Origin of the sequence: Rhodococcus sp. BP-332 (assembly GCF_019836065.1) — a bacterium.
Lineage (GTDB): Bacteria > Actinomycetota > Actinomycetes > Mycobacteriales > Mycobacteriaceae > Rhodococcoides.
The window spans coordinates 703,367-718,280 of sequence record NZ_JABUEC010000001.1 but is presented as its reverse complement, the minus strand read 5'-3'; the positions used below and the strand labels follow the sequence as shown (position 1 = coordinate 718,280).

Below are 14,914 nucleotides of genomic sequence, written 5' to 3'. Positions count from 1 at the left end.
GTCGCGGTGGTCGCGGTGAGTGCATGCTGGTGGTGTGGACGACGACATGCACGCCCGGTCCGACGACATCTACGAGCTCCCGATGTTCCCGCTCGGCTCGGTGGTACTTCCGGGGGACGACGTGCCGTTGCATGTGTTCGAGCCCCGCTACCGCGCGATGGTGCAGCACTGCCTGGACACCGAGTCGCACTTCGGGGTGGCGCTCATCGAGCGTGGCCACGAGGTCGGCGGCGGGGACGTGCGCGGCGTGGCCGCGGTGTCGACCCGGATCGACCGCGCCCTCCCCACACCGGACGGACGCTTCGTGCTCGAGTGCCGCGGAGTCGACCGGATCCGCGTGCTGGAGTGGCTGCCGGACGATCCGTACCCGCGGGCGCGCGTCACCGCCTGGCCCGATCTCCCGGCGGGCGACGAGTCGCTGGACGAGGTGTACGACCTCGTGCAGGAGCGCACCGACCGGCTGTTCGAGATCCTGACCGGGATCGCACGCTCGCGTGATCTGCCCACACCCGAGGCGCCGCGTGTCGACGCTGACGGAACGCGCTCCGTCGCCGAGGTCTGGGGATTCGCGTCGTCTCTGCCGCTCGGCTCGTCCGATCGCGCGAAGGTGCTCGCGGCAGAAACGGTCGGACGACGACTCCACGTCCTCGCGACCGCTCTCGAGGACGTCATCGCGATCGCCGAGTTCTCCGCACTGCCCGATCTCTGACCGTCCGACGACGCGGTCGGGGTCTCGATCCGACAGTCGTGGTCCGCGGTCGTTGCTCGCCCACTAGGGTTCTCGGGGCGGGGGTACGCAATCGACACAGGAGGACCCGAGTGGCTCACGAGCGAGCGGGACAACGGGCACAGGCATCGGATCTGGTCGATCTGTCGCATCTGGTGACGGCCTACTACAGCGTGAAGCCGGACGTCGAGAATCCCGATCAGCAGGTGGTCTTCGGTACCTCCGGACATCGCGGATCGTCCCTGGACGGCGCTTTCAACGAAGACCACATCGTGGCCACGACACAGGCCATCGTGGAGTACCGGTCCGCGCAGGGCACCACGGGACCGCTCTTCCTCGGTCGCGACACCCACGCGCTCTCCGAGCCCGCGTGGGTCACCGCCGTGGAAGTTCTCGCCGCCAACGGCGTTGTGGTGCTGGTGGATTCGGCAGACCGCTACACGCCCACCCCGGCGGTGAGCCACGCGATCCTGCGTCACAACGCCTCGGGCCCGTCGGCGCTCGCGGACGGCATCGTCGTCACGCCGTCCCACAACCCGCCGCGCGACGGCGGTTTCAAGTACAACCCGCCGAACGGTGGACCCGCCGACAGCGACGCCACCTCCGTGATCGCGGCGCGCGCCAACGAGATCCTGCGCTCCGGTGTGTCGTCCGTGAAGCGCGTGTCTCTGGCGTCGGCACTGGCCGGGTCCGTGCAGAAGTACGATTTCCTCACCACCTACGTGGACGATCTCCCGTCCGTCGTCGACATCGATGCCATCCGGTCCGCGGGTGTGCGCATCGGCGCCGATCCGCTGGGCGGTGCGAGCGTCGACTACTGGGCGGCGATCGCCGAACGGCACCGCCTCGATCTGACCGTGGTCAACCCGCTGGTCGACGCGACATTCCGGTTCATGACCCTGGACACCGACGGCAAGATCCGGATGGACTGCTCGTCGCCCAACGCGATGGCGTCGCTGATCGGCGCCCGGCACGACTACGACGTGTCGACGGGCAACGACGCCGATGCGGACCGGCACGGCATCGTCACCCCCGACGGCGGACTGATGAACCCGAACCACTACCTCGCGGTGGCGATCGACTACTTGTTCTCGCACCGGCCGGGATGGCCCGCCGAGGCGGCGGTCGGCAAGACCCTCGTCAGTTCCTCGATGATCGACCGCGTCGTGGCCTCGCTCGGTCGCACCCTGCTCGAGGTGCCCGTGGGGTTCAAGTGGTTCGTGCCCGGTCTCGTCTCCGGTGAGATCGGGTTCGGCGGCGAGGAGAGCGCCGGCGCCTCGTTCCTGCGGACGGACGGATCCGTCTGGACCACCGACAAGGACGGCATCATCCTGGCCCTGCTCGCCTCCGAGATCACCGCGGTGACCGGGAAGACACCGTCGACCCGCTACCGGGAGCTCACCGAGCAGTTCGGTGACCCGTCCTACGCACGCACCGATGCGCCCGCGACGCGCGAGCAGAAGGCCGTGTTGGCGAAGCTGTCGGCGGAGCAGGTCACCGCGACCACCCTGGCGGGGGAGGACATCACCGCCACGCTCACCTCGGCTCCCGGCAACGGGGCGGCTCTGGGCGGACTCAAGGTCACCACGGACAGCGCCTGGTTCGCCGCTCGGCCGTCGGGTACGGAGGACGTCTACAAGATCTACGCCGAGTCCTTCCGCGGTGCGGATCACCTCGCCGAGGTGCAGAGCGCCGCACGCGATCTCGTGTCGTCCGTCCTGACCGGGGAGTGAGCGCCGCAGCAGGGGCCGGTGCCGGGACGCGGGGGACCGCCCCCGATCCCACCCGCGACATCTGGATCCTCGTCTCGGCCGCGTTCGTCATCGCACTCGGCTTCGGCATCGTCGCGCCCGCGCTCCCGGGGTTCGCGCTCGCCTTCGGGGTCGACGAGTTCGCGGTCACCGTCATCATCAGTGCCTTCGCGGCGACACGGCTGATCTTCGCGCCCGCCAGCGGATCGCTCGTGCAGCGCATCGGCGAGCGCCGGGTCTACCTCACCGGTCTCGTCGTCGTCGCGGTGTCGACCGGGTTGTGCGCACTGGCCCAGACGTACTGGCAACTCCTCCTCTTCCGGTCGCTCGGCGGTATCGGGTCCACCATGTTCACCGTGTCCGCGCTGGGACTGCTCATCCGGATCGCCCCGCCCGATCGCCGCGGGCGCGTCTCCGGCATGTACGCGTCGAGCTTCCTGGCCGGCACAGTCCTGGGCCCGTTCGTGGGCGGCATCGTGCTCGGTGTCGGAGGTCTGCGGGCGCCGTTCGTCTTCTACGCCGTGACGCTGGTCGCGGCCGCCGCCGTCGTCGCGGTGGGCCTACGAACACCCGCCGCGACCACGGAGGCCGATCGGGACGCGGCGGTGGTGCTGCGGTTCGCCGACGCCCTGCGCTCCCCGACGTACCGGTCGGCCCTGCTGTCCAACTTCGCCAACGGATGGGCGGTGTTCGGCGTGCGCACGGCCATCGTGCCGCTGTTCGTCGTCGTTGCGCTCGGACGCAGCGATTCCATGGCCGCCGTGGCCCTCGCGGTGTTCGCGGTGGGCAACGCGGTGGTGTTGGTGCCGGCGGGGCGATGGTCCGATCGGTACGGGCGCAAGCCGTTCCTCGTCGCCGGGCTCCTGCTGTGCGGCGCATCGACCGCGACCATGGGCATCTCGGGATCGACGGAGGTGTTTCTCGTGATCACCTTCGTCGCCGGGCTCGGGTCCGGGCTGATCACGCCGACCCAGCAGGCGGCGGTGGCCGACATGATCGGCTCGCGCGCCCGCGGAGGCCCCGTCCTCGCCGCATTCCAGATGGCCATGGACGTGGGCTCGGTCATCGGGCCGCTGGTCGCCGGTGTACTCGTGACGGAACTCTCCTACGCGGCCGCGTTCGGGACCTCGGGTGCCATCCTGCTGATCGCCGCGGTCGGCTGGATGGTGGTACCCGACACGCGGTCCGGGCGGGTGTCGCTGACCGGGAAGCCCAGCGCGGTGACGATCGATCCGGACGGCGTCTCAGGCGGTGCCGACACCGATGAGGGATCCGACGGCGTAGGTCGCCGCGACGGCGAGTGAGCCGAACAGCAGTTGGCGGAGGGCTCCGACGACGGTCGACCGCGAGGTGAAGTGTGCGGCGAGCGCGCCCGCGATCATGAGGCCCACGGCGCCGCACGCGAGCCCGAGGGCGAGGACGTCCGACCCCAGCAGGAACGGAATGATCGGAATGATCGCGCCGATCGAGAACAGGACGAAGGACGATCCGGCCGCCACCCACGGTGACGGCTTCTCAGTGGGGTCGACACCCAACTCCCGCGAGATGTGCAGATCTACAGCACGATCGGCGTCCGTGTGGATCTCGCGCGCGGCGACCGTGGCCGTCTCGGTCGACATGCCCATGTCGGTGAGCATGCCCACCAACTCCGCCTGTTCGGCCTCCGGGTACTTCGTGAACGCGGCGCGCTCGGTGCTCACCTCGGCATCGATCTGCTCGTTCTGCGTGGACACGGACGTGAACTCGCCGAGTGCCATCGAGAACGCCCCCGCGGCGAGGCCGGCGATGCCGCTGAGGACCAGCGTGTGCGTCGAGACGCCCGCACCGCCGACACCCGCGATGAGCGAGGTGTTGGTCACCAGTCCGTCCATGGCCCCGAACGTGGCGGCCCGGAGCCAGCCTCCCGAGACGTCGGCGTGAGTGTGATCGATGTCGTGGGGCAGGCCGGGCCCTCCCTCGACGGGCACGGCGGACGCCTGCGGATCACGGGGCTCGATGTGGGTCACGGGGCGAATGTACGCGCGCCGGAACGGCTCTACCAGCAAGCATTGGCATACCTGACATCCAGTTCTCAGCACACTGTCAGTCGCGCGTGACACAGTATTCGCGTGAATGCCTCGAAATCGTCGTCATCGAAATCGTCGAGCAAGTACACGCCACAGAAGTCGTCGAGCACGTCGACCTATGTTCTGGGCGGTCTCGCTCTCCTGGTCATCGCGGCCGTCGTCATCGGCGGAGTGTTGTGGCAGAACTCCCGCAGCCAGCCGCGCGCCGACGGATACGGGTCCGTGCAGAATGCGGCGGTCACCTCCTCGGTCGACGACGACGGCGTGGTGCGGCTGGGTCTCCCGGAGGCGACACGCACGGTCGACATCTACGAGGACGCGATGTGCCCGTACTGCGCCGAGTTGGAGAACACCTACGGCCAGGAACTCGCGCAGAAGATCGACGAGGGCACCATCGCGGTGCGCTATCACATGCTCGACTTCCTGAATCAGTTGTCGCCCAGCGGTGACTACAGCACCCGTGCGGCCGCCGCATCGCAGTGCGTCGCCGCCACGGGCGACGGGCCCGCCTACTCAGCGTTCCACTCGGCCCTGTTCTCGCCGGACTTCCAGCCGGAGGAGAAGGGCAGCGCGGACCACACCGCCGACGAGCTCGCCGCCCGCGCCACGGAGGCGGGAGCCTCCGACGAGGCGGCACAGTGCATCACCGACGGAACGCGAGTGGCGGACGCCGCCACCGACGCTGCGACGGGAAGCGCGGCGCTCGCAGCTGCCGGCGCGCGAGGCACTCCCACCGTCATCGTGGACGGCGCGATCGTCGACACCACCACCAACTCCGCCTGGGTGTCCGATCTCGGCTGACGCTGATTTGGACCTGGTCGAACCGATGGTGTAACTTCGGTCGAGCGTTCTTCGAGCGGTGCGAAACACTGTTTCTCACGGTCAGAAGAGCACGGGGCTATGGCGCAGCTGGTAGCGCACCACACTGGCAGTGTGGGGGTCAGGGGTTCGAGTCCCCTTAGCTCCACCGAGTAACAGCTCCACCGAAGTAGGCAGATACGCGAAAGGCCCCGTACCGGTCAGGTACGGGGCCTTTCGCGTGTGATGTGGTGTCAGTGCGCTGCGTCGTACGCGCTCTGCACCTCGGAGGGAATGCGCCCGCGGCTCGACACCGTGAATCCCGCGTCCACGGCCCATTCGCGCACGGCCCTGGTCTGTTCGGGACTGCGTCGTCCCATCGGCTTCGTGCTGCGTCGTCCGCTGTGCGTTCCGGCCGACACCTTCGCCGCGTGCTCGATGTAATAGCCCAGAACACGTCGGAACTCGGCGGCATTGTCGGGCCCGAGGTCGATCTCGTAGTGCGTGCCGTCGACCGCGAACGTGATGTGTTCGCCGTCGTCCTCGAGAGGTGTTCTGTCGATGTCGTCGACCAGCTGAACAACGACCTTCTTCGCCATGTCTTCTGCTTTCGTCGCTGAGCTCGGTTAATCACGCTTTGCCGAGACCATACCGTGTGAACCGCCCTTCCAATTCGGTCGGGGGCGCCGCGATACACGTCATTTTCTCGGGGCGCGGAGCCATTGTGCACGGATATCGCGATTCACGCTGTCCGGACTCGCGAACGGTCACGACGGGGTCACGGACGGCTACCGATCATCACACGTTCAACCAATTCGCCGTGCCATTCTTGGAAATCGCGAGAACATCGTGTCGGCGCACGTGCGCCGAGGTGGGAAGTGGGGCGTATGCGATCGTCGGTTGCACGACACTGTGGTGTCTCGATCCTCGCGGTCGCACTGGTCTCCGTGGCGGTCCCGCCGGGGGCCGCTGCGATCCCGGTGACACCGGACGCACCGCTCGCGGGCACCGTGATCTTCCTCGATCCCGGACACCAGGGAACGGGCCACGAGGAGAACCTCGCGGCGCAGGTGGACGACGGCCGGGGCGGTACGAAGGACTGCCAGACGAGCGGGATGACGGCGCTCGGCGGAACGCCGGAACACACCATCGTCTGGGACGTGTCGCAACTGGTGGCCTCGCGCCTCGAGAGGCTGGGTGCCGAGATCGTGCTGAGCCGGCCGGACGACACGGGATGGGGTGGGTGCATCACCGACCGCGCGCGAGCGGCGAGTGCATCGGGCGCCGCGGTGGCGGTGAGTGTTCACGCCGACTCCACCTCACTCCGGTCCGACGACGCGCATCACGGATTCCACGTCATCGTCCCGGCGCTGCCGGTGCCGTCCGCCGACGTCGACGAGGTGCAGTCCGGTGAGGGACGGCGGGCATCCACCGCCATGCGGGACGCGTACGAGCGAGCCGGATTCACACCGGCGAACTATGCGGGGGTGGACGGGCTGCAGGTGCGATCCGACGTGGCCGCCCCCGCTCTCACGACCGTCCCCGTCGTCTTCCTCGAGATGGGCAACGGGTCGAACCCGTCGGATGCCGCCGAGCTCGAGAGTGCCGAGGGTCGCGCGTCCCATGCGGCGGCGATCGCGACCGGGATCGTCGATTTCGTGGCGGGAAGGCCGGAGGCCGGTCGGTGAGGGCGGGAAGGCCGGAGGCCGGTCGGTGAGGGCGGGAAGGCCGGAGGCCGGTCGGTAGGGGTGGGGAGGCTGAATCGGCTGACGTACCCTGACGCGGTGTCTCGCAGCGCTGTTCCGGTCGTCCTCGTCGCCGGGTACCTCGGATCCGGTAAGACGACGTTGCTCAACCATCTCCTCCGCCGCAATCACGGCATTCGAATCGGTGTGGTGGTCAACGACTTCGGCGCCGTGGACATCGACTCGATGCTGGTCGCCGGGCAGGTCGACTCGATGATCACCCTGGGCAACGGCTGTCTGTGTTGCGCCGTCGACACCGAGGATCTCGACGAGATGTTCGGAGCCCTCACCGCGACCAGTGCCGCCGTCGACGCGATCGTCGTCGAGGCCAGCGGTGTGGCGGAGCCACGTGCTCTCATCAGGATGGTCGTCGCGAGCACCGACTCGCGGATCCGGTACGGCGGCATGGTGATGGTCGTGGACGCCCTGCACGTACTCGAGTCGACGGCCCGGCACCAGCACCTCGCTCAGCATCTCGGACTCGCCGACCTGGTGGTGGTGAACAAAGCGGATGCGGTGGGACCCGGACGCATCGACGAGGTGCTCACGCTGGTGCGCGACGCGGCTCCCCCTGCCCCGACGGTGGTGACGTCGCACGGAGCCGTGGACGTGTCGCTCCTTCTCGATCCGCCGGAGCGCCCCGACGACGGGCCCCGGCAACTCGCGCTCGACGATCTGTTGCGGGAGCAGGACGATCCCCACGACCACCTGCACGCGAGTTACGAGACGTTCAGCGTCGAGACCAGCGACTGCCTCGATCCGCGGGCGTTCTTCGAGTTCCTCGAGAACCCGCCGCCGGGGCTGTACAGATCCAAGGGATTCGTTCGATTCGGCCGTGGCGCGGCGCGATTCGTCGTCCAGACGGTCGGCGTCCACATCGACGTCGAGACCGCCTCGTCCCGTGGAGACACCGCGCTGGTCTTCATCGGCTCGGGACTCGACGTCGCGGCGGCGCGTGCCCGGATCGAGGCGATGATCCGCACCGAGAGTGCGACCGACGCAGAATCACTCGTGGTGCACAGGTTCCTGCGCACCAGCGACCGCTAGAGCCCCACCCACTCGCTGGTGCCGCCGGGGAACTGCTGGCGCTTCCAGATCGGCACCTCGGTCTTGATGCGATCGACCAACGCCTGCAACGCTGCGAATGCTTCGGCGCGATGGGGAGACGCGACCGCGGCGACGAGAGCGGTGTCACCGATCGTCAGGTCGCCGACGCGATGCACGGCCGCCGTCGGCAGACCGGACGACGCGGCCGCGTCCTCGCAGCAGCGACGCAGGAACTTCTCGGCGTCGGGGTGGGCTCGGTACTCGAGTGCCGACACCGACTCGCCGTGGTCGTGGTCGCGGACGACTCCCCAGAACACCAGCACGGCACCGTGTTCAGGACCCGAGACGGCGTCGGAGACCTCCGCCGGATCGATCGGATCGCTCGAGATCCGGGCGAGAACCGTTGTCATTCGTGAGCACCGCCTCCGCGTACCTGGGCGACGAGATGGTCCACGATCGGATCCAGCACCGTCAGTCCGTCCTTCACTCCGCCGGGTGATCCGGGCAGGTTCACGATCACTGTCTTCCCAGCGACGCCCACCAACCCGCGGCTGATCGAGGCGTGCACGGTGGCTGCCAGTCCCGTACGTCGGATCTCCTCCGCGACGCCGGGTAGTTCGCGGTCGAGCAGTGGCCGGGTGGCGTCGGGTGTGGCGTCGGTGGGGGAGACGCCCGTGCCGCCGGTGCTGATGATCAGGGCGGGTTCGCCGGTGAGGGCGTCTCGTAAGCCCGCGGCCACGTCGGCGTCTGCCACCACGAGAGGTCCCCGAACGTCGAAACCGCGGTCACCGAGCCACGACACGATGCGCGGTCCCGTGGTGTCCTCGCGCGTCCCGGCTGCGCCGCCGGTGGACGCGACGACGACGACCGCAGTTCGATCACCGAGAGGCGTTGCTGTGGAGGAGGTGTCGGGCTGGTGGTCGTCGCGCGTCCACACGCCGCGCTTGCCACCCTCCTTGCGGATCAGACGCACCGACTCGATCGACGCTGCCGGATCCACGGCCTTGACCATGTCGTGCAGCGTGAGCCCGGCGATGGACACCGCCGTCAGTGCTTCCATCTCGACGCCCGTCCGCCCGGTCGTGACGGCTGTGGCCTCTATCGTGATCGTGTCGTCGGTGAAGCCGAAGGACACCGCGACCGAGGACAGCGGAAGCGGATGGCACAGCGGAATGAGATCGGACGTCCGCTTCGCTCCGGCGATGCCGGCGATGCGCGCGGTCGACAGGACATCGGCCTTCGGCATGCCGTCGGCACGCACCAGGGCGATCACGTCCCGAGTCGTCCGCAGGGACCCGGCGGCGACCGCGGTGCGCGTGGTCTCGCTCTTCCCGCTGACGTCGACCATGCGGGCCCGGCCGTCGGAGTCCAGGTGCGAGAGCCCTGTGGAGGAACTCCCGGACGAGTGCGCAGCGAATGAATCGTTCACAGCGGCCACACTCGCACACTGTTGCCCGCGGGCACCTCGACGGTGTCCGCGGGGACGTCGACCAAAACATCGGCGGCGGCCATCGACACCACCAGGTGCGACCCCGGTCCGGACGACACCACGACGCCGGTCTCCGTGAGTCGGCCCCGCAGGAACTGACGCCGTCCGGGCAGGGATCGGACTGCCTCGTCGGCGATGCGCTCGGTGACGGTCGCGTCGGGGAGGCCCGAGAGCCTCCGGATCGCCGGACGGGCGAAGACGAGGTAAGATACCAGGGTGCTCACGGGATTGCCGGGGAAGCTGATCACCGGGGTGCCGTCGAGGTCGGTCCACCCCTGCGGCCCACCGGGCTGCATCGCGACGTGGGTGAAAATTCCCCCGCGGGGGCCGAGCACGTCCCGGACCACCTCGAAGTCGCCCATCGACACACCCCCCGAGGTGATGATCACGTCCGCGTTCTCGGCGGCCTCGGACAGCATCGCGGAGAACTCGTCGGCGGTGTCGGTACTGCGGCCGCGGAACGTCACCACGGCGCCGTCCGCGGTCACCGAGGTCGCGAGCGTGAGACCGTTCGAGTCGTACAGCTGACCGGGTCCGAGTGCACTGCCCGCCTCGACGAGTTCGGCGCCGGTCGCGATGACCGCGACCCGCAGCCGGGGGCGGACGGTGACGTCGGATCGGCCGACGGCCGTGAGAGCGCCGAGGTGACGGGGGCCGAGCGTCGTGCCGGCTGTGACGACGACCGACCCCGCCGCGATGTCGCTGCCCTGCTCCCGCACGTACTCACCCGAGCGCCGTGAGCCGAGGACGCGGACACCGTCCCCGTCCATCTCGGTGTCCTCGACGGGGATCACCGCGTCGGCGCCCTCGGGTACCGGAGCGCCGGTCATGATCTTGCGTGCCGTGCCCGACCGATGCCGTTCGTCCCCGGCGTCGCCGGCGGCGAGAACGCCGGTGACCGGCAGTGTGACCGGTACGCGGGCAACCGATTCCGCGTCGACCGCGTATCCGTCCATCTGGGAGTTCCGGAAGTTGGGGACGTCGATGAGGGCCTCGATGTCCGCGTGCGTCACGCGGCCGAGCGCATCGGTGAGCGGAACCGTCTCCGGGGGGCGAGCGGACCACGCGCGGGTGATCATCTCGTCGATCCGAACGGCGTGATCCTCGACCGAGCGTGCCGACGTCGTGTGCGCATGGCCCATGCGGTCATCCTAGAGCGGGAATGAGGACGGTCGGGTTCCCGTTGCCCCGAACGGGCATACTGACGTGAACGGCGAGTGGAGGTGATCGAATGACGACGGTGAGCATGGGAATTCCCAGCCTGCCCGGTGTCGTGCGCGCGCCGTCCATGGTCGGCCGTCCGGACGTTCCGCACCTGCTGGACAGTTTCGGTCGCATCGCGCGGGACCTGCGCATCTCGGTCACCGAGAAGTGCTCGCTGCGATGCACCTACTGCATGCCGGCCGAGGGGCTGCCGAACCTGGAGTTCGAACAACTGCTCACCGCGCAGGAGATCGCCCGCCTCGTCGGCGTCGCCGATCGACTCCTCGGTGTGCGCGAGGTCCGCTTCACCGGCGGCGAGCCGTTGGTCCGCAAGGACATCGTGGACATCATCGCCCTGACCTCTCAGCACGCACCCGGTGTCGAACTGTCGATGACCACCAACGGCATCGGCCTCGAACGCCGAGCGGAGCGTCTTCGCGAGGCGGGTCTGACCCGGGTCAACGTCTCTCTCGACACGATCGACCGCAAGCACTTCGCATCGTTGACCCGGCGGGACCGGTTGCCCGCCGTGCTCGGCGGCATCGACGGGGCCCTGGCGGCCGGACTGACGCCGGTCAAGATCAACGCCGTTCTCATGCGCGAGACTCTGCACGGCGCTCAGGACCTGGTGCAATGGTGCCTGGACCGAGGTGTCGATCTGCGGTTCATCGAGCAGATGCCGCTCGACGCCGACCGGGAGTGGGCGCGCTCGACGATGGTGTCGGCGGCGGAACTGCTCGATCTGCTCGGGGAGCGGTTCACGCTCACCGAGATCGGCCGCACCGATCCGTCCGCGCCCGCCGAGGAGTGGACCGTGAACGGTGGCCCCGCCACGGTGGGCATCATCGCCTCGGTCACCCGGTCCTTCTGCGCCGACTGCGACCGGACCCGGTTGACGGCGGAGGGGACCGTGCGGTCCTGCCTGTTCAGCGATTCCGAGACCGATCTGCGGGTGGCGTTGCGCGGGGGTGCGACCGACGAGGAGATCGCGGACCTCTGGCGTGGAGCGATGTGGAACAAGTGGGCCGGCCACGGGATGGAACGTGAGGACTTCGTGCCGCCGGAACGCTCGATGGGTGCCATCGGTGGTTGAGTCCGTGACTGTGGACGTGCGGTACTTCGCGGGGGCCGCGGACGCTGCGGGCACCACGCAGGAGTCGTACGACCTGAGGGTCGGCGCGACCGTGGCGGACGTGAAGTCGGCGCTGCGTGGACGCCACGGGCAGAAATTGAATCGTGTGCTGGACGTGGCGGTGTTCCTCATCGGCGACGAGATGGTCCGCGACGAGGCCTACCCCGTCGGTTCCCGGATCGACGTCCTCCCGCCCTTCGCCGGCGGCTAGAGATGGCGTTCGTCAAACGGCGTGAAAACGCGCATCCCGACTTCTTCGCCGCCGAGGCTGCAGGTCTGCGGTGGCTCGCCGACGGGGGAGCGCCGACGGTCGACGTCCTCGAGGTCGCGGCCGACCACATCGTTCTCGAACGCCTCGACTCCGTCCGGCCGACGCCGGACGCTGCTCGCCGTTTCGGCGCACTGCTCGCCCGCACCCACGACAGCGGTGCCCCCCGGTTCGGCTCGCCGCCTGCAGGTTTCGACGGAACGCTGTTCATCGGGTCGCGCACCATGTCGTCGGTGGAGCACGACCGCTGGGGTGAGTTCTACGCGCAGGAACGGGTGCTGCCGTATCTCCGCGTCGCGGTCGACGCCGGCACGGTCACGCGGGACGAGGCCGACCTCGTGGAGCGTGCCTGCTCCGTCGTCGCGGACGGGTCGTTCGACTCGACCGACCCTCCGGCGCGTCTGCACGGCGACCTGTGGACCGGCAACGTGCTCTGGACGCCCGGCGGCGTGACGCTCATCGACCCCGCGGCGCACGGCGGACACCGCGAGACGGACCTCGCCATGCTGTCCCTCTTCGGCTGTCCGCACCTCGAGCACCTTCTCGACGGCTATCAGGAGCAGCACGAGCTCGCTCCGGGTGCCGAGGAACGGGTGCCTCTGCATCAGCTGCATCCCCTCGCCGTGCACGCGGCGGGCCACGGCCGGAGCTACGGCGTGGCACTGGCCGACGCCGCGACGCGAACCCTCGCGCTGGCCTGAGGTCAGGCGGAGGCGATGCGGCGGGCGAGATCCTCCCAGCCGCCGGCGAGGCGCTCGGTGGTCATTCCGGCGTCGCGTTGCAGGTGCAGCACCAGAGTGGCCTCGAGCGGGGCGAGCAGCGCGTAGGCCAGCAACGTGACATCGCCCGACACGCCGATCTGCCGCAGCAGTGTGCTCACGTGGGTCAGGCCGACCGCGTGGGCGGGCGCGGAGAAGCGCGAGACGGGCGAGTTCTCGGCTGCCCGCAGCACCTCACCCTGCACGGCGACCAGGTCGAGGCGGGCACGGCCGAACGCGACGAGTCGATCGAGCGGTGGTGCGCCGGGGCCCAGCGGGGGAGGACCGAAGAGGAAGGCCTGTTGGAGTTCGGTCTCGGTGTGGTCCAGAAGAGCGAACATCAGACCCGCACGACTGCCGAACCGACGGAACACGGTGCCCTTGCCCACACCTGCGCGGGCTGCCACGGCGTCCATGGTGACGGAGTCCGCTCCGCGCTCGTCGACCAGCCCGATCGCGGCGTCGAGGAGCAGACGGCGGTTGCGCGCGGCGTCGCAGCGCTCGCTGTCGTCGGCCGCCATCGGCAGAGGGGCATGTGTCACACCGTCAGGATAGCGCGTCACGGAAGAAAGTGGACTACGGTCCGGTTGTAGATCACGGACACACTTCGTCGAAAGGACCCACCCATGAGCCGCGTCATCGCACTCGTCGGCAGCCTCCGCGCCGCCTCCATCACCCGTCGTCTCGCCGAGACCGCCGCGTCCGTCGCACCCGAGGGCGTCGAGGTCGTCATCCACGAGGGCCTCGGAGACCTTCCGTTCTACAACGAGGACATCGACACCCCCGAGTCGGTCGCTTCGCTCGACACCGTGACCGCTCTGCGCGCGGCCGTCCAGGACGCCGACGCCGTGTTGCTGCTCACGCCCGAGTACAACGGCACCATCCCCGCAGTACTCAAGAACGCCATCGACTGGCTCTCCCGCCCCTACGGCAGCGGCGCCATCTCCACCAAGCCGACCGCCGTCATCAGTTCCTCGCCGAGCTCGAACGGCGCACGGTGGGCCAAGGAGGACACGGAGAAGGCGGCGCGGATCGCCGGCGCGAGCGTGCTCGACGACGTCGATCTCGCCATCGGTGGCGTGGTGGCCGCGATCGACGGGGGCCATCCCCGTGACAACTCACAGATCGCCGCGGACATCGCCGAGGTCGTCACGGCGCTCACCCGCGCGGAGCTCGTCGACGCCTGAGGCTCGAGGCCCCGTCCGTATCGCGGTCTCGCGACGCGCCCGAGGGGTCGCGACACGCCGGAGTTTTCCGCGTCCGACCAGGTAATTCCACCAGTGTCATTACAAAGTGTGGTGTTGCCTTGCACTGTCGGACACTAGGTGTAGTGTCTTGAACACCGAGAGGCCACAACGGCTCGAGGCCCGCATCACCCCCTTTTCGGAGGGGTGGATGCGGGTCCGGCGCGGTCTCTCGGACAGGTTGTCAGTGGTGTGCACGGCAGAGTCGGCGGGTCTCGCTTTCTCCAGTGCGATCCCACAGCAGCAGTGCAGGACAGCTCTCGGGCGAACAGCGAGCGCATCCGGACACAGGATGCGGAGAAGAGGATTCATGAGCGCCACCACCGTCACCGTCTACACCAAGCCCGCCTGCGTGCAGTGCAAGGCCACGTACCGCGCTCTCGACAAAGAGGGCATCGAGTACGACGTCATCGACATCTCGCAGGATCCCGAGGCACGTGACTACGTCATGGCGCTCGGCTACCTGCAGGCACCTGTCGTCGTCGCAGGCGAGGACCACTGGTCCGGCTTCCGTCCCGACCGCATCAAGACCCTCGTCACCGCCGCTGCCTGAAGCGCGTCCGCCGCGCCTTCCGACGAGGAGGCCGGCTCGGGTGAGTTCCCGACTCACCGCTGACGGCCGACCCACCCGGTCCGCGCCGTCGCGAATGTCGAAGAAGTGCGCAGAGTCGGCGGAGGATGGAGCA

At 68.9% G+C, this 14,914-nt stretch carries 17 protein-coding genes and 1 tRNA gene; 12 read left to right on the top strand and 6 right to left on the bottom strand.

Annotation, left to right across the window (positions count from 1 at the left end; translation table 11 throughout):
* Window positions 1–34 precede the first annotated feature (34 nt).
* The 3 genes from HQ314_RS03340 (at window position 35) to HQ314_RS03330 (ending at window position 3,782) form a co-directional block, all read left to right on the top strand.
* A complete protein-coding gene (locus HQ314_RS03340) occupies window positions 35–709 on the top strand; it encodes an LON peptidase substrate-binding domain-containing protein (protein ID WP_222649259.1) in 675 nt (224 codons plus the stop codon).
* A 110-nt stretch (window positions 710–819) separates the two neighbouring features.
* Entirely contained in the window at window positions 820–2,460 is a 1,641-nt protein-coding gene (gene pgm / locus HQ314_RS03335; RefSeq protein ID WP_222649258.1) for a phosphoglucomutase (alpha-D-glucose-1,6-bisphosphate-dependent), read from the top strand.
* A complete protein-coding gene (locus HQ314_RS03330; RefSeq protein WP_222649257.1) occupies window positions 2,457–3,782 on the top strand; it encodes an MFS transporter in 1,326 nt (441 codons plus the stop codon). Before pgm ends, HQ314_RS03330 begins: the two co-directional genes overlap by 4 nt.
* On the opposite strand, the gene HQ314_RS03325 is transcribed toward HQ314_RS03330, so the two are convergent.
* Entirely contained in the window at window positions 3,723–4,475 is a 753-nt protein-coding gene (locus HQ314_RS03325; protein ID WP_374197816.1) for a VIT1/CCC1 transporter family protein, read from the bottom strand. The two genes, HQ314_RS03330 and HQ314_RS03325, sit on opposite strands and share 60 nt — an antisense overlap.
* 111 nt (window positions 4,476–4,586) lie before the next feature.
* On the opposite strand from HQ314_RS03325, the gene HQ314_RS03320 reads away from it, so the two are divergent.
* On the top strand, window positions 4,587–5,345 hold the full coding sequence (locus HQ314_RS03320; protein WP_027505882.1) for a thioredoxin domain-containing protein: 759 nt from the start codon (window positions 4,587–4,589) through the stop codon (window positions 5,343–5,345).
* Window positions 5,346–5,438: 93 nt separating this feature from the next.
* Window positions 5,439–5,511 (top strand) — tRNA-Ala (locus HQ314_RS03315).
* 85 nt (window positions 5,512–5,596) lie between these two features.
* Here HQ314_RS03315 and HQ314_RS03310 read toward each other — a convergent pair.
* Window positions 5,597–5,941 (bottom strand): Lsr2 family protein, encoded by a 345-nt coding sequence (locus tag HQ314_RS03310; protein WP_027505883.1) that lies wholly within the window; start codon window positions 5,939–5,941, stop codon window positions 5,597–5,599.
* A gap of 288 nt (window positions 5,942–6,229) precedes the next feature.
* Between HQ314_RS03310 and HQ314_RS03305 the strand changes: the two genes are divergently transcribed.
* Window positions 6,230–7,030 carry an N-acetylmuramoyl-L-alanine amidase gene (locus HQ314_RS03305; RefSeq protein WP_222649256.1) on the top strand — a complete coding sequence of 267 codons (801 nt, stop codon included), beginning with the start codon at window positions 6,230–6,232 and terminating at the stop codon, window positions 7,028–7,030.
* A gap of 96 nt (window positions 7,031–7,126) precedes the next feature.
* A complete protein-coding gene (locus HQ314_RS03300) occupies window positions 7,127–8,134 on the top strand; it encodes a GTP-binding protein (RefSeq protein ID WP_027505884.1) in 1,008 nt (335 codons plus the stop codon).
* On the opposite strand, the gene HQ314_RS03295 is transcribed toward HQ314_RS03300, so the two are convergent.
* Genes HQ314_RS03295 through glp form a run of 3 tightly spaced genes read right to left on the bottom strand, consistent with a single transcriptional unit; the run spans window position 8,131 to window position 10,765 of the window.
* Entirely contained in the window at window positions 8,131–8,544 is a 414-nt protein-coding gene (locus HQ314_RS03295; protein WP_204868029.1) for a molybdenum cofactor biosynthesis protein MoaE, read from the bottom strand. The two genes, HQ314_RS03300 and HQ314_RS03295, sit on opposite strands and share 4 nt — an antisense overlap.
* The gene (moaCB, locus tag HQ314_RS03290) at window positions 8,541–9,563 is read right to left on the bottom strand and encodes a bifunctional molybdenum cofactor biosynthesis protein MoaC/MoaB (protein ID WP_308119206.1); all 1,023 of its coding nucleotides are present in this window, start codon (window positions 9,561–9,563) and stop codon (window positions 8,541–8,543) included. Before moaCB ends, HQ314_RS03295 begins: the two co-directional genes overlap by 4 nt.
* Complete coding sequence (gene glp, locus HQ314_RS03285) at window positions 9,560–10,765, bottom strand: gephyrin-like molybdotransferase Glp (protein WP_222649255.1); 1,206 nt, start codon at window positions 10,763–10,765, stop codon at window positions 9,560–9,562. The genes moaCB and glp overlap by 4 nt, the downstream gene beginning before the upstream one ends.
* An 89-nt stretch (window positions 10,766–10,854) precedes the next feature.
* On the opposite strand from glp, the gene moaA reads away from it, so the two are divergent.
* From moaA to HQ314_RS03270, 3 genes are read left to right on the top strand one after another with little or no spacing between them, the layout of a single operon-like run.
* Window positions 10,855–11,919, top strand: a complete 1,065-nt coding sequence (moaA, locus tag HQ314_RS03280; protein WP_222630637.1) for a GTP 3',8-cyclase MoaA — start codon at window positions 10,855–10,857, stop codon at window positions 11,917–11,919.
* A 4-nt stretch (window positions 11,920–11,923) separates the two neighbouring features.
* A complete protein-coding gene (locus tag HQ314_RS03275; RefSeq protein ID WP_231476463.1) occupies window positions 11,924–12,169 on the top strand; it encodes a MoaD/ThiS family protein in 246 nt (81 codons plus the stop codon).
* Window positions 12,170–12,171: 2 nt separating this feature from the next.
* Complete coding sequence (locus tag HQ314_RS03270; RefSeq protein ID WP_222649254.1) at window positions 12,172–12,927, top strand: fructosamine kinase family protein; 756 nt, start codon at window positions 12,172–12,174, stop codon at window positions 12,925–12,927.
* A gap of 2 nt (window positions 12,928–12,929) precedes the next feature.
* On the opposite strand, the gene HQ314_RS03265 is transcribed toward HQ314_RS03270, so the two are convergent.
* Window positions 12,930–13,526, bottom strand: a complete 597-nt coding sequence (locus HQ314_RS03265) for a TetR/AcrR family transcriptional regulator (RefSeq protein ID WP_222649253.1) — start codon at window positions 13,524–13,526, stop codon at window positions 12,930–12,932.
* An 84-nt stretch (window positions 13,527–13,610) separates the two neighbouring features.
* Here HQ314_RS03265 and HQ314_RS03260 point away from each other — a divergent pair, with 84 nt between their 5' ends.
* Window positions 13,611–14,171, top strand: coding sequence for an NAD(P)H-dependent oxidoreductase (locus HQ314_RS03260; protein ID WP_222637772.1), 561 nt, complete (start codon window positions 13,611–13,613; stop codon window positions 14,169–14,171).
* A gap of 367 nt (window positions 14,172–14,538) precedes the next feature.
* Complete coding sequence (locus HQ314_RS03255) at window positions 14,539–14,781, top strand: redoxin NrdH (RefSeq protein ID WP_027507048.1); 243 nt, start codon at window positions 14,539–14,541, stop codon at window positions 14,779–14,781.
* Window positions 14,782–14,914 lie beyond the last annotated feature (133 nt).

Excerpts from the sequence above, each read along its gene's own strand:
- HQ314_RS03310 (WP_027505883.1), bottom strand. The coding sequence starts at position 5,941 with ATGGCGAAGAAGGTCGTTGTTCAGCTGGTCGACGACATCGACAGAACA.
- HQ314_RS03305 (WP_222649256.1), top strand. The coding sequence starts at position 6,230 with ATGCGATCGTCGGTTGCACGACACTGTGGTGTCTCGATCCTCGCGGTC.
- HQ314_RS03295 (WP_204868029.1), bottom strand. The coding sequence starts at position 8,544 with ATGACAACGGTTCTCGCCCGGATCTCGAGCGATCCGATCGATCCGGCG.
- glp (WP_222649255.1), bottom strand. The coding sequence starts at position 10,765 with ATGGGCCATGCGCACACGACGTCGGCACGCTCGGTCGAGGATCACGCC.
- moaA (WP_222630637.1), top strand. The coding sequence starts at position 10,855 with ATGACGACGGTGAGCATGGGAATTCCCAGCCTGCCCGGTGTCGTGCGC.
- HQ314_RS03270 (WP_222649254.1), top strand. The coding sequence starts at position 12,172 with ATGGCGTTCGTCAAACGGCGTGAAAACGCGCATCCCGACTTCTTCGCC.
- HQ314_RS03260 (WP_222637772.1), top strand. The coding sequence starts at position 13,611 with ATGAGCCGCGTCATCGCACTCGTCGGCAGCCTCCGCGCCGCCTCCATC.
- HQ314_RS03255 (WP_027507048.1), top strand. The coding sequence starts at position 14,539 with ATGAGCGCCACCACCGTCACCGTCTACACCAAGCCCGCCTGCGTGCAG.